The sequence below is a fragment of the Mycobacterium sp. 1164966.3 genome, from assembly GCF_001665395.1.
In the GTDB taxonomy this organism is placed as follows: domain Bacteria; phylum Actinomycetota; class Actinomycetes; order Mycobacteriales; family Mycobacteriaceae; genus Mycobacterium.
In genome coordinates this window covers 63,848-85,993 of record NZ_LZSG01000034.1, presented here as the reverse complement: position 1 = coordinate 85,993, position 22,146 = coordinate 63,848, and the positions used below count along the sequence as shown (strand labels likewise).

Annotated in this window: 21 protein-coding genes and 1 pseudogene; 15 read left to right on the top strand and 7 right to left on the bottom strand. The window is 64.5% G+C overall.

Annotated features, from left to right (window positions below; all coding sequences use genetic code 11):
• The first annotated feature begins 53 nt into the window (after positions 1-53).
• The 10 genes and pseudogenes from A9W99_RS11410 to A9W99_RS11360 all read left to right on the top strand — a co-directional run bounded on the left by A9W99_RS11410 (position 54) and on the right by A9W99_RS11360 (position 8,956).
• The gene (locus A9W99_RS11410) at positions 54-926 is read left to right on the top strand and encodes an alpha/beta fold hydrolase (protein ID WP_067377113.1); all 873 of its coding nucleotides are present in this window, start codon (positions 54-56) and stop codon (positions 924-926) included.
• A 75-nt stretch (positions 927-1,001) separates the two neighbouring features.
• A pseudogene (locus A9W99_RS27740) lies at positions 1,002-2,378 on the top strand (TetR/AcrR family transcriptional regulator).
• 293 nt (positions 2,379-2,671) lie between these two features.
• Complete coding sequence (locus A9W99_RS11395) at positions 2,672-3,733, top strand: zinc-binding alcohol dehydrogenase family protein (RefSeq protein WP_082929952.1); 1,062 nt, start codon at positions 2,672-2,674, stop codon at positions 3,731-3,733.
• Between the two features lie 44 nt (positions 3,734-3,777).
• Positions 3,778-4,659, top strand: coding sequence for a DUF427 domain-containing protein (locus A9W99_RS11390; protein ID WP_067377457.1), 882 nt, complete (start codon positions 3,778-3,780; stop codon positions 4,657-4,659).
• Positions 4,656-5,087: a VOC family protein gene (locus A9W99_RS11385; protein ID WP_067377104.1), complete on the top strand. Its 432-nt coding sequence runs from the start codon at positions 4,656-4,658 to the stop codon at positions 5,085-5,087. Before A9W99_RS11390 ends, A9W99_RS11385 begins: the two co-directional genes overlap by 4 nt.
• A 17-nt stretch (positions 5,088-5,104) precedes the next feature.
• The gene (locus A9W99_RS11380) at positions 5,105-5,698 is read left to right on the top strand and encodes a TMEM175 family protein (protein WP_067377101.1); all 594 of its coding nucleotides are present in this window, start codon (positions 5,105-5,107) and stop codon (positions 5,696-5,698) included.
• Between the two features lie 3 nt (positions 5,699-5,701).
• Positions 5,702-6,385, top strand: a complete 684-nt coding sequence (locus A9W99_RS11375) for a haloacid dehalogenase type II (RefSeq protein WP_067377098.1) — start codon at positions 5,702-5,704, stop codon at positions 6,383-6,385.
• Between the two features lie 39 nt (positions 6,386-6,424).
• Positions 6,425-7,876 carry an NAD(P)/FAD-dependent oxidoreductase gene (locus A9W99_RS11370; RefSeq protein WP_082929951.1) on the top strand — a complete coding sequence of 484 codons (1,452 nt, stop codon included), beginning with the start codon at positions 6,425-6,427 and terminating at the stop codon, positions 7,874-7,876.
• The gene (locus tag A9W99_RS11365; protein ID WP_067377092.1) at positions 7,873-8,328 is read left to right on the top strand and encodes a cupin domain-containing protein; all 456 of its coding nucleotides are present in this window, start codon (positions 7,873-7,875) and stop codon (positions 8,326-8,328) included. The genes A9W99_RS11370 and A9W99_RS11365 overlap by 4 nt, the downstream gene beginning before the upstream one ends.
• Positions 8,329-8,491: 163 nt before the next feature.
• Positions 8,492-8,956: a hypothetical protein gene (locus A9W99_RS11360; protein WP_067377089.1), complete on the top strand. Its 465-nt coding sequence runs from the start codon at positions 8,492-8,494 to the stop codon at positions 8,954-8,956.
• On the opposite strand, the gene A9W99_RS11355 is transcribed toward A9W99_RS11360, so the two are convergent.
• Complete coding sequence (locus tag A9W99_RS11355; RefSeq protein WP_067377086.1) at positions 8,957-10,036, bottom strand: NAD(P)-dependent oxidoreductase; 1,080 nt, start codon at positions 10,034-10,036, stop codon at positions 8,957-8,959. It lies immediately after the preceding gene.
• 145 nt (positions 10,037-10,181) lie between these two features.
• Here A9W99_RS11355 and A9W99_RS11350 point away from each other — a divergent pair, with 145 nt between their 5' ends.
• A complete protein-coding gene (locus A9W99_RS11350; protein WP_067377083.1) occupies positions 10,182-10,994 on the top strand; it encodes a lysophospholipid acyltransferase family protein in 813 nt (270 codons plus the stop codon).
• A 1-nt stretch (position 10,995) separates the two neighbouring features.
• On the top strand, positions 10,996-12,429 hold the full coding sequence (locus tag A9W99_RS11345) for a wax ester/triacylglycerol synthase family O-acyltransferase (RefSeq protein ID WP_067377080.1): 1,434 nt from the start codon (positions 10,996-10,998) through the stop codon (positions 12,427-12,429).
• Here the strand turns inward: A9W99_RS11345 and purQ are convergent.
• Positions 12,396-13,070 carry a phosphoribosylformylglycinamidine synthase subunit PurQ gene (gene purQ, locus A9W99_RS11340; protein ID WP_067377077.1) on the bottom strand — a complete coding sequence of 225 codons (675 nt, stop codon included), beginning with the start codon at positions 13,068-13,070 and terminating at the stop codon, positions 12,396-12,398. The two genes, A9W99_RS11345 and purQ, sit on opposite strands and share 34 nt — an antisense overlap.
• A complete protein-coding gene (gene purS, locus A9W99_RS11335) occupies positions 13,067-13,306 on the bottom strand; it encodes a phosphoribosylformylglycinamidine synthase subunit PurS (RefSeq protein ID WP_067377454.1) in 240 nt (79 codons plus the stop codon). Before purS ends, purQ begins: the two co-directional genes overlap by 4 nt.
• Before the next feature lie 128 nt (positions 13,307-13,434).
• On the opposite strand from purS, the gene A9W99_RS11330 reads away from it, so the two are divergent.
• Positions 13,435-14,073, top strand: a complete 639-nt coding sequence (locus tag A9W99_RS11330; RefSeq protein WP_067377074.1) for an MBL fold metallo-hydrolase — start codon at positions 13,435-13,437, stop codon at positions 14,071-14,073.
• A gap of 58 nt (positions 14,074-14,131) precedes the next feature.
• Here A9W99_RS11330 and A9W99_RS11325 read toward each other — a convergent pair whose 3' ends face one another.
• Positions 14,132-15,808: an FAD-binding dehydrogenase gene (locus A9W99_RS11325; RefSeq protein WP_067377071.1), complete on the bottom strand. Its 1,677-nt coding sequence runs from the start codon at positions 15,806-15,808 to the stop codon at positions 14,132-14,134.
• Between the two features lie 37 nt (positions 15,809-15,845).
• Positions 15,846-16,550 (bottom strand): DUF2334 domain-containing protein, encoded by a 705-nt coding sequence (locus tag A9W99_RS11320; RefSeq protein WP_067377068.1) that lies wholly within the window; start codon positions 16,548-16,550, stop codon positions 15,846-15,848.
• A 179-nt stretch (positions 16,551-16,729) separates the two neighbouring features.
• On the opposite strand from A9W99_RS11320, the gene A9W99_RS11315 reads away from it, so the two are divergent.
• The gene (locus tag A9W99_RS11315) at positions 16,730-18,337 is read left to right on the top strand and encodes a DHA2 family efflux MFS transporter permease subunit (protein ID WP_067377064.1); all 1,608 of its coding nucleotides are present in this window, start codon (positions 16,730-16,732) and stop codon (positions 18,335-18,337) included.
• A 9-nt stretch (positions 18,338-18,346) separates the two neighbouring features.
• Here the strand turns inward: A9W99_RS11315 and A9W99_RS11310 are convergent, their stop codons facing one another.
• Both A9W99_RS11310 and A9W99_RS11305 read right to left on the bottom strand, forming a co-directional pair.
• Positions 18,347-20,458: a S9 family peptidase gene (locus tag A9W99_RS11310; RefSeq protein ID WP_067377061.1), complete on the bottom strand. Its 2,112-nt coding sequence runs from the start codon at positions 20,456-20,458 to the stop codon at positions 18,347-18,349.
• A complete protein-coding gene (locus A9W99_RS11305) occupies positions 20,455-21,348 on the bottom strand; it encodes a phosphoribosylaminoimidazolesuccinocarboxamide synthase (protein WP_067377059.1) in 894 nt (297 codons plus the stop codon). The genes A9W99_RS11310 and A9W99_RS11305 overlap by 4 nt, the downstream gene beginning before the upstream one ends.
• A gap of 51 nt (positions 21,349-21,399) precedes the next feature.
• Here A9W99_RS11305 and A9W99_RS11300 point away from each other — a divergent pair, with 51 nt between their 5' ends.
• Positions 21,400-22,017: a hypothetical protein gene (locus tag A9W99_RS11300; protein ID WP_067377056.1), complete on the top strand. Its 618-nt coding sequence runs from the start codon at positions 21,400-21,402 to the stop codon at positions 22,015-22,017.
• Positions 22,018-22,146 lie beyond the last annotated feature (129 nt).

Below are 22,146 nucleotides of genomic sequence, written 5' to 3'. Positions count from 1 at the left end.
GCGCGACCCTGCCTTCTGTTCGCCGCGGCACTGAATCTGCTCAGGAGGGTCCTATGCCAGCTGTTCATCACCGCTACGCCACCGTCGACGGTCATCGGCTGTTCTTTCGTGAAGCCGGCGAACAGGACGCGCCCGCCCTGGTGCTGTTGCATGGATTCCCGACTAGTTCGCGCATGTTCCGGTATTTGATTCCAGCGCTCGCCGACAGTTACCACGTGGTAGCGCCGGACCATCTGGGCTTTGGCCTGTCCGATGCACCGCCCGTCGAGGAATTTGACTACACCTTCGACGCGCTGACCGACTTGACAGCGGGCTTATTGAGTTCGCTGGGCATCGACCGATACGCGATCTACGTGCAGGACTACGGGGCTCCCATCGGATGGCGCCTAGCCCTACGTGACCCGACCGCGATCACCGCGATCATCACCCAAAACGGCAACGGTTACGATGCTGGATTCGTCGAGAGCTTCTGGAAAATAGTGTGGGCCTACCAAACTGAGCAGACCGCCGAAACCGAAAAAGCAGTTCGGCAATTCCTCACCATGGACGCCACCCGCTGGCAGTATCTCACCGGTGTCCCCGACGAGACGCTGGTGGACCCAGAATGCTGGCATCACGACTATGCACTGATCTCTCGACCGGGCAATGACAAGGTTCAGTTGAAGCTGTTCCGCGATTACGCCACCAATTCACCGTTGTATCCGCGCCTGCACGACTACTTCCGCTCGACCGAAGTGCCGCTGCTGGCGGTCTGGGGTCGCGGCGACGAGATCTTCGGGCCCGCGGGAGCGAAGGCGTTCGCAGACGATTTACCCAACGCTGAGATTCATCTGCTCGACGGCGGGCACTTCCTGCTGGAGTCGGCTGCCGACCAGGCGACTGCACTAATCCGCGACTTCCTCGGCAAAGCCCGCGAGGCCGCATGACAAAAGCAAGGGCGTGACTCAACTAGTGGGCTGAATATCCCATAAACCGAAACGCCCGCAAGCTAGCCTGACGCGATGGCCCATCCCGATGCCCGGACCGAAAAGCGGTTGACTCCCAAAGGGCGTGCCACCCGCGATCGAATCGTGCGGGAGGCCGCGAGGCTGATCGTCACCGAGGGCGTCGCGGCGTTCAACATGGACCGCGTGCGTAAAGCTGCCGCGGTGAGCGGCTCGCAGCTTGCTCACTATTTCGCTGACAAGAGCGCGCTGGTGCGCGCGGTGGTAACCCACCAGATCGGCGTGGTGCTGGACTTCCACCGGCAACCCAAACTGGGCGCGCTGAATTCGTTCGACGATTTCGAGCGATGGCTCGACCTCAATATGCGCTACCTGAGACGCATCGGATTTTCGGGCACACCCACCTACCACGCCCTGACAGCACAGCTGGCGAAGACCGACGAAGCGACGCGCGCCACATTGGGAGCTGGCTATTGGCAATGGATCTCGCTCCTCGAACACTCGATCCAGCGGATGAAGGAACGCGGGATTCTGGTTCCCGACGCCGACCCCCGGCGACTGGCGTTGGTCATTGTCAGCGCGCACCAGGGCGGTGGCACCCTGGCATTTACCTATCGGGCCGAATGGCCGCATGCCGACGCTACTCGCTTCGCAGTCAACTACCTTCGCATGTTCGCCACCGATCCCGAGCAACGAACGGCGCGCCCGCCGCGGCGGCCCCGCGCGAGGCGATCGGCGGCAGAGGCGTCCTGACGTAACGGCAAAGGCGGCAATGTGTCTGACCGAAGCACAGCGCGGTTCACCCGCAAGGGCCTGGCCACGCGGGCACGTATCGTAGGCGTCGCGGCTAGGCTGATGTTCGAACGCGGCGTCGGCAATACCAGCATCGACGAAGTGCGCAATAGCGCTCGGGTGGGCGGATCGCAGATCTCGCACTATTTCCGTGACAAGCGTGATCTGATCCGTCAGGTCATCGCGACAAGGCGCAACGACGTCGTTGCCTTCCATACTCAGCCCACCCTCGGTGCACTGGACAGTTTCGAGGCGCTGCAGGCATGGGCGGACGCCTGCATTGCCGACATCGACACCGTCTATCGCAGGGGCGGATGCGTCTATGGGTCGCTGGCTGGTGAGCTGGTCGACGGCGACGACGAAATACATGACGAACTTTGCGCCGGGTACGACGAATGGCTCGAACTGTTTCGGAGCGGCCTCACGGCAATGCGACAGCGCGGCGATCTGCGCTCCGATGCCGACCCACGTCACCTGGCAGCCGCGCTTGTCGCCGCACACCAAGGCGGCGCCATGATCACCCACGCGACGGGCGACGCGGAACCATTGCGGGCCGCCGTCACTGCCGCCCTCGACTACGTGCGCTGCTATGCGGCCCGAGCGGAGCCCAAACTCCGGACGCGGCGTCGCGACAAATCCTGACCCTGCCCGATTGCCAACACGCTGGACAACTTTTGGTCTGAGCATCCATAATAATGGGTTAGTTGGCCCAATCTGTGCGGGAGTATTTCGGTTCGCCCGTCGGTCCGAGGGCCTGCTGACTATTCGGAACGAGGCAGGCAATGTCCACCATCAGGTCGCCAAAGTCCGTCGGTCGACCTGCGGAACTCGATACAACGGTCGCGGGCCACGCCGTTGTCGCGCCGACCGGCACGCATACCCGGCATACCGCCGTGAAGTGATCATCGACTGAACATCATTGGAAAGCAACAACTATGACCGCCACTCGCAATAAATCCGCGACCGCCACCTCGCTGCCTACCGCACCCGCGGTGGTGCGGGAACGGCCGGGCGGAGAAACCATGCGTGCGATCATTCTGGACGGGTTCGGCGGGCTGGACAAACTGGTGTACACCGTTCTCCCGAAGCCGCTCCCGAAGGACGGCGAAGCGGTGATCGCAGTGAAAGGATTCGGCGTCAACCACGCCGAGATGCACATGCGGCGAGGGGAATGGGCAGAAGCGGCCGAAGTCAGCGGCATCGAATGTGTCGGCATTGTCGACTCGTGCCCGAGCGGGGAATTTCCGGTCGGCGCCAAGGTGGCGGCACTGATGGGAGGTCTGGGACGGACAATCAACGGCAGCTACGCCGAGTACACCCGCGTGCGTACGGCCAACGTCGCCCTTATCGAATCCGACTTGCCCTGGTCACAATTGGCGGCATTACCCGAAACTTATGCCGTCGCTTGGACATGCCTTTTCCGCAACCTCAACCTGCAGCCGGGACAGACGCTGGTACTTCGCGGCGCGACGTCCGCGTTCGGTCAGGCCGCACTCAAGATGGCGGTCGCCGCCGACGCACGCGTCATCGCCACCGCGCGCAGCGAAAAACGTATCCCGATGCTCGAGCAACTGGGCGCTTCGCGCGTCGAGTTGGAACGACACGACCTGGCCGCACACATCGCCGAAGCAAAACACATCGACGCCGTCCTCGATCTCGTGGGCAACAGCACCATCCTGGACTCCCTCGACATGTTGCGGCGGGGCGGCACGGCCTGCCTGGCCGGATGGTTGGGTGGGCTTGACCCGATCGGCGATTTCAACCCGTTGCTTCGCATGCCCAGTGGGGTCAACCTGAACTTCTTCGGCAGCTTCGTCTTTGGGTCGCCGGGCTTTCCGCTCTCCGATGTCCCGCTCAAGGACATCGCACGGCAAGTCGCCGATGGCAGGATCGATGCGAAGCCGGCGCGCGTGTTCTCGTTCGACGAGATTCACGAAGCACATCGGGTGATGGAGGCCGGAGAAGCCGGCGGAAAGATGGTCGTCGTCTTGGACTGAACGCGGCCGCTGATAACAGCTTTGGGCGAAGAAAGGACATGGCGATGGGGTTGGCATGGCAGCAAGGTCCGCTGGCGGCCGGGTCGGTGGGGCACTTTCTCACGGAGCAACCACTGCCGGCGCGGTTGCTCTACGCTGAGCCGTTGCGGCGCCGCATGCGAATACGTTTCGCCGACCGCTGGATCGCAGACAGCGAAGACGTCGTGTTGTTTCACGAGCCGGGCCGGTATCCCGTCGCCTACTTCCCGCGCGGTGACATCGAACCGGAAATCCTGATCATCGAGAACCGGGTGACTCAGCATCGCGATCTCGGTGAGACGCAGTGGTACACCGTCAAGGTTCCCGAGCGAGAGGCGAACCACAGCGCCTGGCAACACACCCAACTCCCACGGCATGCGAGTGTCCTCGACGGCCGACTGGCATTCGCCTGGCGCTCAATGGACGCCTTCTACGAGGAAGACGAGCGCATTGTGGGTCATGCTGCCGACGCCTACCATCGCATTGATATCCGTTCCACCTCAAGGCATCTCGTAGTCCGCGACGGCGAGAAGGTCATTGCCGACACCCAACGCCCGCTGGTGTTGTACGAGTCGGGATTCGCCCCGCGCTGGTACGTGCCCCGTGAGGATGTCGACGAAAATACGCTCAAACCCGTTGCGGGGCAGACTTTCTGCCCCTACAAAGGACTAGCCTCGTACTACGACGTCGGCGAAAACAAGCGCGCTGCCTGGTCGTACATCAACGCGTGGACCGAGGTGGGACGTGTAGGTAATCTGGTGTCCTTCGAACCGGACAAGATCGACGTTTACCTCGACGGCAAGCAGCTCCAGCTCGAGCCCGGCCAAACCGTCATCCCTCATGGTGTCGACCGCGGTCTCGATACCGATGAAGTGCTGGGGCGAACCGGCTCCGGGAGGGCGGGATGAATGCACTGCTGGAGGTTGTCGTTCTTCCGGTTTCCGACCCCGACCGGTCATTGCGGTTTTACCGCGACCAGGTCGGCTTCGTCCTGGACGTTGACTACGCACCGGTGCCAGACTTTCGGGTCATTCAGCTGACGCCCGAAGGGTCGGCCGCGTCCATCCAGTTCGGTGTCGGGCTGACCGACGCTCGGCCAGGCTCGGTCCAAGGACTTTATTTGGTGGTCGACGACATCGAGGGCTACCGCGCGGTATTGGCCGGGCGCAGGGTGACTGTCAGCGAGATCCGGCACAAGAACGCCGAGGGCGGTTGGCATGGCGGTTTTCTTCCGGGCGTAGACCCTGACCGCGCCGATTACGCCAGCTTCGCCGACTTTCGCGATCCGGACGGAAATGCCTGGGTGCTGCAAGAACGCAATCACCGACCGGCCTGAACCCAGCGGGAGTAGCAATGGCTGCGCGAAAAGCCAGTCCTGACCGAGTGAGAGCGTTCTCCGACGGTGTCTTCGCGGTACTCATCACGATTCTGGTTCTCAAGCTGAATCCGCCGCACCCCGATACCTTCAGCGCATTGCTGCCACTGTGGCCCACCGGGCTGAGTTATGTGGTCAGTTACCTGTTCATCGCGATCGTGTGGGTTAACCATCATCACCTGTTCAACTATGCGGATGAGGCGACGCCGCGGCTGGTGTGGTCCAATTTCGCGCACCTTTTCTCGGTATCCCTGATCCCGTTCACCACCGAGTGGATTGCGGCCAGCAGACTGGCTGCCGCACCGGTGACGTTGTATGCGTCGGTCTTCGTCCTGGTGAACATCACATATCTTGCGCTCTGTTGGGAGGCCGTCGACCGGCCCTCGCACGAGGACATACCGCAGCGGGTTCGCAGATTGTTGCGGATGAGATCGTTCATCACCGTCGGCGTCTTTCTGACTGCCGCGCTCGTCGCTCTCAAGTGGCCGGCGATCGGAATGATATTGATCTGCCTATGTTTGATCGGATACCTGCGGCCGGACATCCCCGAGCCGAAATCAGTTGGGAGCTGACCCGTGCCGCCATCTGTGCTGGTGTTTGATGTGAACGAGACCTTGCTCGATATCAATTCCCTCGCACCACTATTCAAGAAGTTGTTCGGCAATGAGCGCGTGCTCCGGGAGTGGTTCGGTCAGCTCATCATGTACTCGATGACTCTCACCTTGGCCGAGCACTACACGAACTTGTCCGAGCTTGCCCAGGGAGTGCTTCGCATGCTCGCCGACATCTACCGGGTGAGCGTCACCAAAGATGATGTGCACGAGTTGGGGTCTGCGATGCGCCGTATGCCGGCGCATCCCGACGTGGCGCCCGGTCTATTAGAGCTGCGCGCCAAGGGCTTTCGGCTAGTTACCCTGACCAACTCTCCTCACCCGCCGGACGGGGCAACACCGCTTGAGAACGCAGGGCTCGCGGAATTCTTCGAACAGCAGCTGACTGTCGACACTTGCCACGCCTTCAAGCCTGCTGCGGCGGTCTACCGACACGTGTGCCAGGTGCTAGATGTGGAGCCCGCCCAGTGCATGATGGTCGCCGCGCACGTGTGGGATCTGCTCGGCGCGCACAATGTCGGCTTCAGTTCCGCGCTGATTACGCGCCCGGGCAACGCGCCGCTGCCGATCGACGGTCTGCCCCAACCGACCCTGGTGGCACGTGGTCTAGATGAGCTCGGCGCGCAACTCGCCAGCGGAGCAGAATGAACGCCATCCCGTACCACTGCATTGGAAGGACTCTCGACATTGACGCCACAACAGCAGGAACGGGACTACGACGTAGTCGTCCTCGGCGCCGGACCAGTCGGACAGAACGCCGCAGATCGCGCCAGGGCCAGCGGGCTGCGGGTTGCGGTGGTCGAGCGCGAACTCGTCGGCGGTGAATGTTCGTACTGGGCCTGCGTGCCGAGCAAGGCGTTGCTTCGTCCGGTCCTTGCCCTCTCTGATGTTCGTCGGCTGGATGGGGCACGCGAGGCGGTCACCGGATCCATCAGTCCAACCGGCGTTTTCGGCCGCCGCGACCGTTACGTCAGCGACTGGGACGATACCGGCCAGGCCGACTGGGTGGCTGGCATCGGCGCGGACCTGGTGCGTGGCCATGGTCGGCTGGCCGGTCCGCGGCAGGTAGCCGTCTCCACGCCAGGCGACGAGCAGATGCTGCTCACCGCCCGGCAAGCGGTTGTCGTCTGCACCGGAAGCCGGCCTGCGCTGCCCGACCTGCCGGGCATCGCCGAAGTCAGGCCATGGACCAACCGCCAGGCCACCGACAGCAGTTACGTCCCCGAGCGGCTCGCCATCGTCGGTGCCGGCGGTGTGGGCGTCGAAATGGCCACGGCCTGGCAGGGATTGGGCTCCGAGGTAACCCTGCTGGCCCGGGGGTCCCGCCTGCTACCCCGGATGGAGCCTTTCGTCGGTGAACTCATTGGCCGCGGACTCACCGATGCGGGCGTGGATGTCCGGATGGGTGTTTGGGTCCGCGCGCTACGACGGTCCGCCGGCGGACCGGCCGTCGTAGAACTGAACGACGGGACCGAATTGGTCGCCGATGAAATACTTTTCGCGACCGGCCGAGCCCCGCTCACCGACGACATCGGCTTGGAGACGGTAGGGCTGACACCCGGCAGTTGGCTCGAGGTCGATGACACCTGCCGCGTGTTGGGCATCGACGACGGTTGGCTCTACGCGGCGGGCGATGTGAATCATCGGGCGCTGCTGACCCATCAGGGCAAATATCAAGCGCGCATAGCCGGTGCGGCCATCGGCGCCCGCGCGGCGGGAACGCGGTTGGACAACTCCCCATGGGGAGCGCATACGACCACCGCCGACCACCACGCGGTGCCGCAGGCATTCTTCACCGATCCCGAAGCGGCCGCCGTCGGATTCACCGCCCAGCAGGCGGAACAACAAGGGCACCGCGTCCGCACGGTTGACCTCGAAATTGGTGACGTCGCGATGGGAGCCAAGCTCTACGCCGACGGGTACACCGGGCGCGCGCGGATGGTGGTCGATGTGGATCGGGGTCATGTGCTCGGCGTGACTTTGGTCGGCCCCGGTGCCACGGAACTGCTGCACGCGGCAACTATCGCCGTCGCCGGCCAGGTACCGATCGACCGATTATGGCACGCGGTCCCCTGCTTCCCAACGGTCAGTGAACTGTGGCTAAGACTGCTTGAGGCTTATCGGGATTCGTCGGCATGAGTACTTCAGACGGATTCCATCCTGACTTCGACGACGCCGACCGCCTAGCGACACGCAATCGCGTGCACCACATCAAGGCGTCGGAGATCAGCTCCGACACCGCGCAAACCGACGGTCTGCAACGCTTCGCCGCACTCAGTGGTCGATCCGTCGGCGCCGAGAAGCTCTGGATGGGCGAGACGCACGTCGCACCCGAGACAGTGTCGGCCAATCATCACCATGGCGAGTCGGAGACGGCCATTTACGTACGAAGCGGCAATCCGCAGTTCGTCTTTCACGACGGTAGCGGCGAAGTGCGGATCTCGACGCAGCCGGGCGATTACATCTTCGTCCCGCCGTATTTGCCCCACCGTGAAGAAAATCCCGACCCCGACAACCCGGCAGAGGTGGTGATCGCGCGCAGCACCCAAGAAGCGATCGTGGTCAATCTCCCGGAGCTGTATCCACTATGAAGGTGAGCAGACCCGAAGTTCCCCGGACAGGGATTTTTGGGGACTTTGCGTCTGCTCACCCTCGCCACGCGCCCTTGGTCTCAGCAAGTTCTCAACAGATTCTTCGATCCGAGCCGGCTCGGCTCCAAGGATTCACCAAGGCAGGGCCCCGACCATAGCTACCATGACCGAGCCACAGCTCCCGCTCGCCGACCTGATCGAGCGCTACGTGCGCCGACGCGGGCGCCGCTACTTCTCCGGCCAGCACGACGGGGAATACTTCTTCATCGCCGACGCGCTGCCCCGCCGCCTGTATGTCCACTTCGGGGTCTCTCGCTGGCATTCCGACGTATTCACAATTCGCATCGCGCCCGCCCATTTCTTCCCTGCCGCCGAAGACGCTCGGCTGGCGCAACTCACCGATGTGTGGAACCAGCAGAACCCCGAAGTGACGGCTGTTGTGCACGGATCCTCCGACCCGCAGCGCATCGGTCTCTATGTCACCAGCGCACGGCGGATCAAAGATCGCATTTCCTTCGAGGATTTCGCTTCGTACGTCAACCGCACCATCGAGGCGGCAATCGGGCTGTTCAGCGAGCTTGCGCCCATCGGCGAGACGCAGCAGCCGGTGCTGCGCGACGCCGGCTGATCACACGACCGCGAGGTGCGCTTCGACGTCCGGGCGCGGGTTGCCCATCCGGGCTCCGATGGCGGTCCAGGGATCGGCGTAGCGCCGCCCCGGCGCATTTCGATACGCGGCACGGCGCTTGAGCATGAGCCGGGCGAGCGGTGCGACGAACTGCATCGGGTAGCGCCGCCAGCCGGCGGCGGCGCGCATCTCGTCAAGCATGTCCGGCCAGGAGTGATGCTGAAAAGACAACGCCTGCTGCGCGCGCGTGGTGTCCATCCAGTCGGTGATGAACCAGTTGTCGTCGCTGTCGGGGTCACCGGGCCTGCCGTCGGGCAACACGTCGACCAGACCCCGGGCTGCGGCCAGCGCCTTACCGACGTCTCCCTGCCGAAGCAGGTGCGTCTCGTCGCCGCCGATCAACAACGTCTCACCCAGCACATCGGCCGTCGTCGCAGCGACGAACGCGGCCGCGACATCGCGTACGTCGACGCTGTGCATGCGCCCGTCGGCCGGGAGTGCGCTCTCGAAGAACAGCGCGTCGAGGCTGAAGGGCATGGCGCCGGGGTCGACGCTCATGACCCCGCCGAGACGCAATATCACCCACGGCAGGCCGGAGGACCGCACATGCTCTTCGGCTTCGGCTTTGTGCGCGCCGTAAAGATCCGACGGCCGCACCGGGGTGTCGTCGCGTAGCAGCTCATGGTGCCGATGCGGGTTGCGGGCGCCATGCACGGCGTTGCTGGACGCCTGGATGAAACGTGGCGGTCGCGGGCACGCCTGCGCGGCGCGCAGCAATGCCACGGTGGCGTCGACGTTCACCCGGCGCGCGAGTTCTGGTTGACGATAGATCACCGGCGGTATGACGGCGGCCAGGTGAATGATCACCGTCGGCGCCGTCTCGGCAAGCAGACGATCTACTTCAACGGGATCGGTCAGATCGGCCCACCGCGCTTCGACGCCGTCCGGCAGAGGCGCTTTGCGCTGCTCCTCGGTACCGAGGTCAGACGCGATTACCCGGTGACCCTCGGCAGCGAGCCGGCGCACCGTTTGCGACCCGACCAGCCCGAAGCCGCCCGTGACAAGAATCTTCTCGGTCATGTTTCCCCTGACTGTGGGCTATTCCACAAGAGTGGATATGGCATTCTCTTAATTAGAGAGTACCGTATTCTCTACGGATGTAGAGAGCCCGACAGGGTAATGTTCATCACCTGCGCACAGGCACCAAGACAACCCGGAGAAGACGATGAGCGGTGACCCGCCCGACAACCACGAGATCGCCAAATGGGATCCGACGTTCGTCAGGCAAGTCGCGAACACGGCCGGCTCAGTAATCAAGCGCTGGTTTCGCGCCGAGGTCCGAAACGTCGAAAACGTGCCACCAGTCGGTGGCGCGTTGCTGGTCTCCAACCACTCGGGCGGAATGACCACACCCGATGGGTTTATCTTCGTGCCGCCGCTCTACGACAAATTCGGGTATCACCGCCCCGTCTACGTGCTGGCGCACTACGGGCTGCTGAAGCTCACCGGCCCGCTGCGCAGATATCTGCTACGGCTGGGGGTCGTCGACGCGACGCGCGAAAACGCGGCGGCCGCATTGAATTCGGACGCGCTGGTGCTGGTGTTCCCGGGCGGCGAGTACGACTCCTTCCGGCCCACAGTGAGCGCCAATAAGGTCGACTTCAACGGCCACACCGGCTATGTCAACACCGCCATCGAAGCCGGTGTGCCGATCGTGCCGATGGTGTCGATCGGTGGGCAGGAAACCCAGCTGTTCTTGACTCGTGGCACCGCGCTGGCCCGTCGGCTGGGCCTGACCAAGATCCGGCTGAACGTTTTGCCGTTAAGCTTCGGCTTTCCGTTCGGCTTGACGCCGATCCTGCCGGCGAATTTCCCGCTGCCCGCCAAGATCGTCACCGAGATACTCGAACCGATCGACGTCACCACGTTGTTCGGCGACGACCCCGACATCGACGAAGTCGACGCTTACGTGCGCTCAGTGATGCAGCGCGCCCTCGACCGGCTGGCCAGTCAACGCCGCTTCCCGTTCCTGGGCTGACATGAAACGGCTCAACGGCATGGACGCCATGCTGATCTACAGCGAGACGCCCAACCTGCACACGCACACGTTGAAGGTGGTGGTCATCGACGCTGCGGAATCCCCCGAGTTCGGCTTCGAGGCGTTTCGCGAGCATCTGCGCAGCCGGCTGCACCTGCTGGAACCGTTCCGCTACCAGCTCGTCAACACCCCGTGGCGGCTGCACCACCCGGTGTGGCGACCAGACTGCAAGGTCGACCTGGACTACCACCTTAGGCGCGTGCAGGTGCCGGCGCCGGGCGGTCGCCGGGAGCTGGACGAGGTCGTCGGGCAGGTGGCCTCCACCCCGCTGGACCGCAGCCGTCCACTGTGGGAGTTTCATTTCGCCGAGGGCCTGGCCGAGAATCGGTTCGCGGTGATCGGCAAGGTGCACCACGCGCTGGCCGACGGCGTCGCATCGGTGAACTTGCTGGAACGCGCGATGGACCTGACCGACGGAAGCGGCGTCGGCGACGGGCGCGAAGCCGACCATGCCGAGTCTGCGGCCGAATTGGTGCGCGCCGCCGGCCGCGACCACGCCCGCCAGCTGGTCGAACTGCCCCGGTTGGTGCGAGACGCCGTGGTGGGTATGACGCGGGTACGCCGCCGGGCCAGGCAACGCGGCGAGCACCCCGATCTGGCCGCCTCGTTCGACGCGCCCCCAACGTTCCTCAACCATGTGGTGTCGCCGCAGCGCCGGTTCGCCACCACGACGCTGCCGCTGGCCGAGGTCAAAGCGACCGCCAAGGCGCTGGGCATCACGCTCAACGACGCCATCCTGACGGTAGCGGCCGGCGGACTGCGCAAGCTCTTGTTGGCCTACGACGGCAAGGCCGACCGGCCGATCATCGCCTCGGTGCCGACGGCAACCGACAAGTCGGACCGCGTCACCGGCAACGAGATCAGCGGATTGTCCGTGTCGCTGCCGGTCCACGTCGGCGACCCGGCACAGCGGGCCAGGCTGGTCGCGTTGGCGACCCGGACGGCCAAGGAGGACCACGAGGTCCTCGGTCCCACCCTCTACGGGCGGATGATGGCTTATCTGCCGCCCGCGATCGCGCCGGCCGCGTTTCGCTGGCTCGGCCGTCGCGACGCACCGAACAAGATCATGAATGTGGCAGTGTCCAGCGTCATGGGACCGCGTGAACGCGGCCACGTCGCGGGCGCACCGGTCAGCGAGATCTACTCGACCGGTGTGCTCTCGCCCGGGGCGCCCGTCAACATCACCGTGTGGAGCTACGTCGACCAGCTCGGCGTCGCCGTGCTCACCGACGATAAAACCTTCAACGACCCACATGAGGCTACCGATGCTCTGCGGTCCGCATTCGCCGAATTACGCAGTGCCGCTGGGGTTTACCAGTTGATCGGCGCGGGCGGTCCGCCTCAAGCCGCCAAAACGGCGTCCAGGGCTGAATAGAACAGGCCCAATCCGTCGTCGGACGGGCCGGTCAATGCCTCGATGGCGTGCTCGGGATGCGGCATCAGCCCGACGACGCGGCCGTTGGCCGAGCTGATGCCGGCGATATCGTGCAGCGAGCCGTTGACATTCTCGTGATAGCGGAACACCACTCGGCCCTCAGCTTCCAATTCCTCGAGGACATTTTTCGGCGCCACGTATCGTCCTTCGCCTGACTTCAGCGGCACCAGCAGGTCGGCGTCCGGCTCGAAACGCGATGTCCACGCCGTCGAAGTCGATGTCACCCGCAGCCACACGTCGCGGCAGACGAAGTGCAGACCGGCGTTGCGAGTCAAGGCGCCCGGCAACAGCCCGGCCTCGCACAGCACCTGAAAGCCGTTGCAAATGCCCAACACCGGCATACCGCGGCCGGCGACGGCCACCACCTCGCCCATCACCGGCGCGAATCTGGCGATCGCGCCGGCTCGAAGGTAATCGCCGTAGGAAAACCCACCGGGCACCACCACGGCGTCGACACCCTTGAGGTCGGCGTCGGCATGCCAAAGATTTACCGCCTCGGCTCCAACGTGCTCCGCCGCGCGCACGGCATCCACGTCGTCGAGGCTGCCGGGGAACGTGATCACGCCGATCCGGACCGTCACTGCGCTTCCCTGCTTATCGTCCAGTCCTCGATCACCGTGTTCGCCAGCAGTGATTCGGCAATTTCGGCCAGCTCGGCGTCGTCGACCGCGTCATCGACCTCTAACTCGAATCTCTTGCCCTGACGCACATCTGAGATACCGGCATGCCCCAGCCGCCCCAGCGCACCGACGATGGCCTGGCCCTGCGGGTCGAGAATCTCCGCCTTGGGCATCACATGCACGACCACCCGGGCCACGGGCACTCCTCCTCAAGCTCGGATTGCTCCGCCCAGCGAGGCGCCGCGTTAGCTACCGGGCAGAAGGTCCGCGCCAACTCTACCGGCGACCGGCGCCGCGGCGTCCGATGAGGGCACAATCTATAGGTATGCAACTGACGCACTTCGGCCACTCCTGTCTGCTTGCCGAGTTCGGCGACACCAGCTTGCTCTTCGACCCCGGCACGTTCGCGCACGGCTTCGAGGGCATAACCGGCCTGTCCGCGATCGTGATCACCCATCAGCACCCCGACCATATCGACGTCACGCGACTGCCTGCGCTGCTCGAGGGCAACCCCGGTGTCGCGCTGTACGCCGACCCGCAGACCGCTGAGCAACTCGGCGCGCCGTGCCAGGCGGTACGCGTGGGCGACACACTGCCGGTCGGGGAGTTGACCATCCGGGCCGTCGGCGGACGGCACGCCGTGATCCATCCGGAAATCCCAGTGATAGACAACATCTCGTACCTTGTCGGCGACGGCGAGCATCCCGTCCGGCTGATGCATCCCGGTGACGCGCTGTTCGTGCCCGATGAGCCCGTCGACGTCCTGGCCACTCCGGCGGCGGCGCCGTGGATGAAGATCGCCGAGGCCGTCGAGTATCTGCGTGCGGTGGCACCGGCCCGAGCGGTGCCCATTCACCAGGGGATCATCGCTCCTGACGCGCGCGGCATTTACTACGGCCGACTCGCCGAGATGACCTCCACCGACTTCCAAGTCCTCCCCGAGGAGGACGCGGTCACCTTCTGACCGCGAGCAGACGCAAGATCCCCTCTGACACGGCGTGTCTAGGGGATTTTGCGTCTGCTCACCCCCTGATGTCGGCCGCGGCGCCGCGGCCGGCGGCCCGGCCGGAGAAGATGCACCCACCCAAAAACGTCCCCTCCAAGGCGCGGTACCCGTGCACGCCGCCGCCTCCGAACCCGGCGGCCTCGCCGGCCGCGTACAAGCCGCCAATTGCAGTGCCGTCGGCCTTGAGCACGCGTGAGTCCAAGTCGGTTTCGATGCCGCCCAACGTCTTTCGGGTAAGGATGTGCAGCTTGACCGCGATCAACGGGCCGGCCTTCGGGTCGGTCAATCGGTGCGGGGCCACCACGCGGGTGTACCGGTCACCCAGATAACCGCGAGCCGCCCGGATCGCGGTGATCTGACCGTCCTTGGTGAACCGATTGGCCACCTCGCGATCGCGGGCGGTGACCTCGGCTTTCACCGTCGCGTAGTCCAGCGGCACCACGTCAGGCAGTTTGTTCATCCCGGTCACCAACTCGCGCAACGAGTTTGCGCTGACAAAGTCCACCCCCCGGTCGACGAATGCCTGCACCGGCCCGGGCGGGCCGCCCCCGGCCCGGGACCGCACCAACCGAACGATGCTCTGCCCGGTCAGGTCCGGATTCTGCTCTTGACCCGAAAGTGCGAATTCCTTCTCAATGATCTTGGCGTTCAACAAGAACCAGGTGTAGTCGTAACCGGACCTGGTGATGTACTCCAAAGTCCCCAGGGTGTCGAACCCGGGGTACAACGGAACCGGCAACCGCTTGCCGGCGCCGTCCAGCCACAGCGAGGACGGTCCGGGAATGATTCGGATGCCGTGGTCCGGCCACACCGGGTCGTAGTTGGTGATGCCTTCTGTGTAATGCCACATCCGGTCGGGATTGATCACCCGTGCCCCGGCCCGCTGGGAGATCTCGATCATCCGGCCGTCTACGTGGGCCGGAACTCCGCAGAGCAGCTGTTCGGGCACGCGGCCCATTCGCTTGGGCCAGTTCTTGCGCACCAGATCATGATTGCCTCCTATGCCGCCGCTGGTCACGATAACCGCTGATGCCCGGAATTCGAACTGGCCCACAGCTTTTCGTGACGACGCCACCCCCCGCGGCTCAGCCGATGGTTCCAGCACGGTGCCGCGAACACCCGTCACCACGCCGCGTTCGACGATCAACTCGTCGACCTGATGTCGGTGCGCGAAGCGCACTGTCGAGCGGTCCGCGAGCCGACGAGCGAAGATGTCGACCAATGCGGGCCCGGTACCCCACGTGATGTGGAACCGCGGCACCGAGTTGCCGTGTCCTTGAGCGCCGTAGCCGCCACGTTCGGCCCAGCCCACGAGGGGGAAGATCTTCAGCCCGCGGTCATGCAGCCAACGGCGCTTCTCTCCGGCCGCGAAATCGACGTAAGCGTGCGCCCATTGCCGCGGCCAATGGTCCTCGGGCCGGTCAAATCCTGCCGTCCCCAGCCAGTCCTGCAAGGCGAGTTCGTGGCTGTCTCTAATGCCGAGACGCCGTTGCTCGGGGCTGTCGACGAAGAACAGGCCGCCGAAAGACCAGAAGGCCTGCCCTCCGAGATTGGCGCTGTTCTCCTGATCGACGATCAGCACCCGCAAACCGCTGTCGATTAATTCGCACGCAGCCACCAGGCCCGCTAGGCCGGCTCCGACGACGATGACGTCAGCGCCGAACCCCGCGGGCCCGGCCGAAGAATCGCCCATGTCGCTACAGGGTAGCGACCCCTTGGACTAGCAGCGCTCAGGCAGCGTCGAGAATCGCCTTATCGGCCCGCCACTGATAGACCGTCGGAGTGCAGCCGTGCATGCAGGCGAGGTCGACGGCATCCAGCATCGCCTGCAGCGGACCGGGCTTGCGCAGGTGACGGGCGGCGACGGCGACTCGAACGATCCCACCGCGGCGGGCGATTCGCTCAGCAGACAGCACCACCATCCGGCACCACCACGGCTCCGTCAGGAACCCTTCTCCGATGCCCAGGACGCGGGCGCGTGCGGTGGTGTTCCGCACCAGATCAGTGATCCCGTGCAGATCGGCGAGCAGCCGAAAACCGTTGCGGGGCAATGCCTTGACGACGCCCGGTGATACCACCCAGCCCGGGGCCGCGAACAGCCGGGTGCGCAGTCCGAGGTGCTCGAGCACCCGGTCAGCGGCCATCAGGCGCAAGTTGGCCTCGTGCGCAGGCAGCAGAGCGAACTCGCCGCGCCGCTTCTTGGTGGCCGCGTCGTCGTAGCCGTGCAGGACGATGGCGTCGCCGCCCGCGCGCCGGGTCGTCAGCCATTCGACGGTGAGCGGGTCGTCGCTTAGCCGGTAGTCGCCCGACAGGCGAGGAGCCACCAGCAACGACACCGGCACCGAGCGGGCATCCATCTGTGCGCAAAACGCCTCGACGTCGGCCAGGGTGCGATCCCCTATCCCCGAGACCGAGACGATCAGTTTTCCGGACACATCTGCAGTTTGCCGATCCCACATGTCGGGACGGTGAAGTACATGCAGACGGCAGGCATATATCCGATCGCGGCTCGAGGGCGCGAGCAGACGCAAAATCCCCTGTTTCGGCATCCAAATAGGGGATTTTGCGTCTGCTCACCACGCCCACGGCGCCCGGCCAGGCTAATCGGTTCGATATGCTAACCAACGCCATGGAGAAGGCCCATCCCACCGCGGCGGCTGTCCCGCCGCCCGCCACCCCCACCCTGCAGTCAGGCGCGGGTGACCAGGTCTATCCCGACAAACTGGATGCCAGGCTGCTACGGATCTCCGGGGTATGCATTCTGGCCACGGTGATGGCGATCCTGGATGTCACGGTCGTCAGCGTCGCTCAACGCACGTTCATCGACCAGTTCGGCTCGACCCAGGCCGTCGTCGGCTGGACGATGACCGGCTACACGCTCGCCTTGGCAACCGTCATCCCGATAACCGGCTGGGCAGCCGACCGGTTCGGCACCAAACGGCTCTTCATGGGCTCGGTGCTCGCCTTCACGCTGGGCTCGTTACTGTGCGCGGTGGCGGCAAACATCCCGCAGCTCATCCTTTTTCGAGTGGTACAGGGCGTAGGTGGGGGCAGCTTGCTGCCGCTGGGATTCATGATCCTGACCCGCGAGGCCGGACCGCGTCGGCTGGGTCGCCTGATGTCGATCCTGAGCATTCCCATGCTGCTCGCCCCGATCGGCGGGCCGATCCTGGGCGGCTGGCTCATCGACACCTCCAGCTGGCGCTGGATCTTCCTGATCAACCTGCCTTTCGGGCTCGCCACGGTCGCCCTGGCAGCCATCATCTTCCCCAAGGACCACCCGGCGCGCTCGGAGACCTTCGACGTCGTCGGCGTGCTGTTGCTCTCCCCCGGCCTGGCGACGTTCCTGTTCGCCGTGTCGTCGATTCCGGGGCGCGGGACCGTGGCGGATCGTCACGTGCTGATACCGGCGGCCGTCGGTTTGGCGCTGGTCGCGGCGTTTGTCGTGCACGCGCGGCGCCGCGCCGACCACCCGCTGATAGATCTGCGACTGTTCAGCAACCGGGTGCTGACCAACGCCAATGTGACGATGGTGGTTTTTGCCGTCGCCTTCTTCGGCGCCTGCCTGGTGCTGCCGAGCTACTTCCAGCAAGTGCTGCACCAGACGCCGATGCAGGCGGGCATGCACATGATCCCCCAGGGACTGGGAGCCATGTTGACCATGCGGCTGACCGGGCCAGTGGTCGACAGGCAAGGACCGGGCAAGATCGTGCTGGTCGGTATCGCGCTGATCACCGCAGGTCTGGGCACCTTCGCCTTCGGCGTCGCCAGGCAGGCGCACTACGTACCCACCCTGCTGGTGGGCCTGGCGATCATGGGCCTGGGCATGGGCTGCACCATGATGCCCCTCTCGGTGGCGTCGGTGCAGTCACTGGCACCGCATCAGATCGCCCGGGGCACCACTCTGATCAGCGTTAGCCAGCAGGTGGGCGGCTCGATGGGGACCGCACTGATGTCGATGATCCTGACCAATCAGTTCAATCGAAGCGAAAACATCACCGCGGCCCGAAAACTCGCGGCGCTACAGCAGCAGGCCGCCACCAGCGGGGTGCCGGTTGAGCAGTCGGCGATACCGCGCCAAACACTTGCTCCCGGCTTTGCGGCCAACCTGCTGCACGACCTTTCGCAGGCGTACACAACGGTATTCGTCGTCGCCGTGGTCTTGGTGCTGTGCACCATCATGCCGGCGGCGCTGCTGCCGAAGATGCCTGCCGGAGAATAGCGCACGCCCTCACGCGTAGCGGTCGCCGTCAGCCGCGGATAGCAGCCAGGCGTACTGGTACGCCGTTTCCTTCCAGGCCCGGTAGCGGCCACTGACGCCGCCGTGGCCCGCCGCCATCTGAGTCTTGAGCAGCACCGGATTTCCGCCCGTCTTGGCGTGACGAAGCGCCGCAACCCATTTCGCCGGCTCCACGTAGTAGACCCTGGTGTCGTTCAACGACGTCATGGCCAGGATCGCCGGGTAGTGTTTGGCCTCGACGTTCTCATAGGGCGAATAGGACTTCATGTAGCCGTAGACATCGCTGTCGCTCAACGGGTTTCCCCATTCGTCCCACTCGGTGACCGTCAATGGCAAGGACGGATCCAGGATGGTGGTTAGCGGGTCGACAAAGGGCACCTGCGCGAGGATTCCGGCGAACAGCTCCGGGGCCATGTTGGCTACCGCACCCACCAGCAGACCGCCGGCGCTGCCACCCAGGGCCACCAGTTGCTCCGGCCTGGTCAGCCCCGAGTCCACCAGATGCCTTGCCACCGCGATGAAGTCGGTGAAGGTGTTCTTCTTCTCCAGCAGCTTGCCGTGCTCGTACCACAGCCGGCCCATCTCACCGCCGCCGCGGACATGTGCAACGACGAAGACCATGCCGCGATCCAGCAGTGACAATCGGGCGATGGAAAAGCTGGGGTCTGTGCAGATTTCGTACGCGCCGTATCCGTAAAGCAATGCCGGCGCCGGGAATTCGGTATCGACGCGGTGCACGATCGACACCGGGATTCGCGCGCCGTCGTCGGCGTGCGCCCAGTCGCGCCGCTCGATATAGTCCGAGGGCCGGTAGTCACCGAGAACCGGTTGTTCGCGTAGCAACGTGCGCTCCCCGGTTTCCAGGTCCAGGTCATAGATTCGGGGCGGGATGATGAACGACCCCGCCCGGATCCGCAGTTTGGGCGAGTCCCAATTCGGATTGGCACCCAGGCCCGACGCTGTCAGCTCGGAGTCGAACGAAATCTCTTCTGGTTCTAGGTAGTTTCCGTCTGACGCGATCGGCCACAGCTGGATGCGGGGCAAAGCCTCACGGCGATAGCTGATCACCAGGTGACGGGCGAAGGCGTCCACATAGTCGAGGCGCACGTCGTCGCGGTGCGGAATCAGGATGCGCTGTCGAGCCGGATCGCTGACCGGGGCTTCGACGAGCGTGAAGTTAACCGCCCCGTCGTTGTGCAGAATCAAGAAGCGGTCTTCGCCGCCGATGACGGCGTGCTCCAGCGAGTACTCGACGTCGTCGCGCCGTGGCAGCACCACGGTGAACTCCGCGGCGGCATCGTCCGCGTCTGCGTACCGGATCTCGGAGGTGATCGCCGATCCCGAGGCGATGATGACGTACGCCTCGCTTCGGGTGAGGCCCACCCCAACCCAAAAGCGTTCATCGGCTTCGTGGTAAACCTGCTCCGATGGCGCACCGGAGCCGAGTCGGTAGCGCCACACTTTGTCCGGACGGCGGGCCTCATCCAGGGTCGTGTAGTACACGGTGCGATTGTCGGCAGCCCAGGTCACCCCGGCACCGACCGGGGCAATCTCGTCGGGGAAGATGTCTCCGGTTCGTAAATCCTTGAACCGCATCGTGTATCGCTCGTCGCCGACGACGTCGACGGAGTATGCCAGCAGGTTGCCGTCCAAGCTGACCAGGCAGGCGCCAAGCGCGAAGAATTCATGGCCTTCGGCCTCGACGTTCGAGTCCAGCAGGATCTGCTCGCCCGGGATCTCGGTTTCCTCGTCCAGCACCGGCGGACTCCAATCATTGGAATCTGTCACCGGACAACGACACTGGACGCGATACTGCTTTCCCTCGAAGGTGCGACCGTAATACCACCAGTCGCCTTGCCGAACGGGCACCGAAAGGTCGGTCTCCTTGGTACGTGCCTTGATTTCGTCGAAGATGGTTTGCCGCAACGACTCGAGATGAGCCGTCGTCTGGTCCGCATACGCGTTCTCGGCCGCCAGGTAGGCGATGACTTCCGGGTCCGACTTGTCGCGCAGCCATTCGTAGGGGTCGACGAAGACGTCACCGTGATGCTCACGCCTGGTGTCGACCCGTTTGGCGACGGGCGGCTCGAGTCCTTCTGTCATGCGTGCGGGCCGATCCAGTCGTCGAAGCTCAAGCCGGAGATCCGTTCGTAGGCATTGATGTAGCGGTCGCGGGTGGCATCGATGATGTCATCGGGGAGCGGGGGTGGTGGCTGCGTGCCGTTGCGGTCCCACCCTGATGCGGAGCTGGTGAGCCAGTTGCGGACGAACTGTTTGTCGAAGCTGGTCTGCACGACGCCGGGCCGGTAATCTTCGGCCGGCCAGTACCGTGACGAGTCCGGCGTGAAGATCTCGTCGGCCAGCAGCACGTTGCCGGCCGGGTCGACACCGAATTCGAACTTGGTGTCGGCGATGATGATTCCCTTTTTCAGGGCGTGATCGGCGGCCTGCACGTAAATCTGTAATGTGCGGTCGCGCAATTGATTGGCGTGGACCGCGCCGACCATCTCGATTACCTGGGCGAACGAGATGTTCTCATCGTGGTTTCCCAGGGCGGCTTTGGTTGCAGGGGTGAACAACGGCGTTTCGAACTTGCTGGCCTCAACCAATCCCGGGGGCAATGCGACGCCACATACCTTCCCGGTCGCCTGATAGTCCAGCAACCCCGAGCCGGTCAGATAGCCGCGAGCCACGCATTCCACGGGGAACATCTCCAGCCGTCGAACCACCAGCGCGCGGCCCAGCACCTCGTCAGGTATTCGCGGGTCGTCGGGCGGTCCGGCCAGGTGGTTGGGGGCGTCGACGAGGCCGAAGAAGAACACGCTCATCGCGGTCAGGATGCGGCCCTTGTCCGGGATGGTGCTGTCCAGGACATAGTCGTACGCCGAAATCCGGTCGGAGGCGACCAGGAGCAGATGCTCGTCATCGACCCGGTACAGCTCACGGACCTTGCCGCTGGCCAGATGCTGGTAGTCGGACAATGCGGGGCGCATCGGGCCAGCCTATCCGGCAGCCTGGACGCAGAGTTGCTGGTATCAAGTGCTATGAGGTTCTTGCTGCCCTATTCCACCAGACCCCTGCGGCTGTTCGTCCAACTGATGAGCGATATCACCGTCTCGTTGTGGACGACGGTATGGGTGTTCGTCGGCCTGGCCGTACACAGCGCGATCTCCACCATCGCCGTCGCCGGCCGGCAGGTCGAGAGCGGCTCGAAGGGAATTGCCGGCAACCTGGCGTCGGCAGGCCATGGCACCCAGCACATTCCGCTGGTCGGTGATGCGATGAGCAAGCCGCTCACCGCGGCCAGCCAGGCCGCCCTCGACATCGCAAGCGCCGGGCACGACTTGGACACCACGGCGAGCTGGCTGGCGGTGGTGCTGGCGCTGGCGGTCGCGGCGACTCCCATCCTCGCGGTGACCATGCCGTGGTTGTACCTGAGGGTGCGGTTCTTCCGGCGCAAGTTGGCGGTGACCGCGTTGGCCGCCACCGCGGCCGGGCAGCAACTGCTGGCGTTGCGGGCGTTGGCGAACCGGGCACCGGGCAAGCTGGCCGGGGTCAGCGAGGATCCGATCGGCGGATGGCGCCGCGAGGATCCCGTCGTCATACGTGGGCTGGCGGCGCTTGAACTGAAGGCGGCCGGGATCAGGATCCGCATGCCCTGATGGGTCCGGGGCCCTTCACTCGGCAATTGCGTCACACCGGTCACTCGCGTTCCCCGAGAAGCGGGGCATGTTGCATTCTCTAATTCGATATCGCGGGCGATATCACACCGCCGCCTTTGCGGCCAGCTC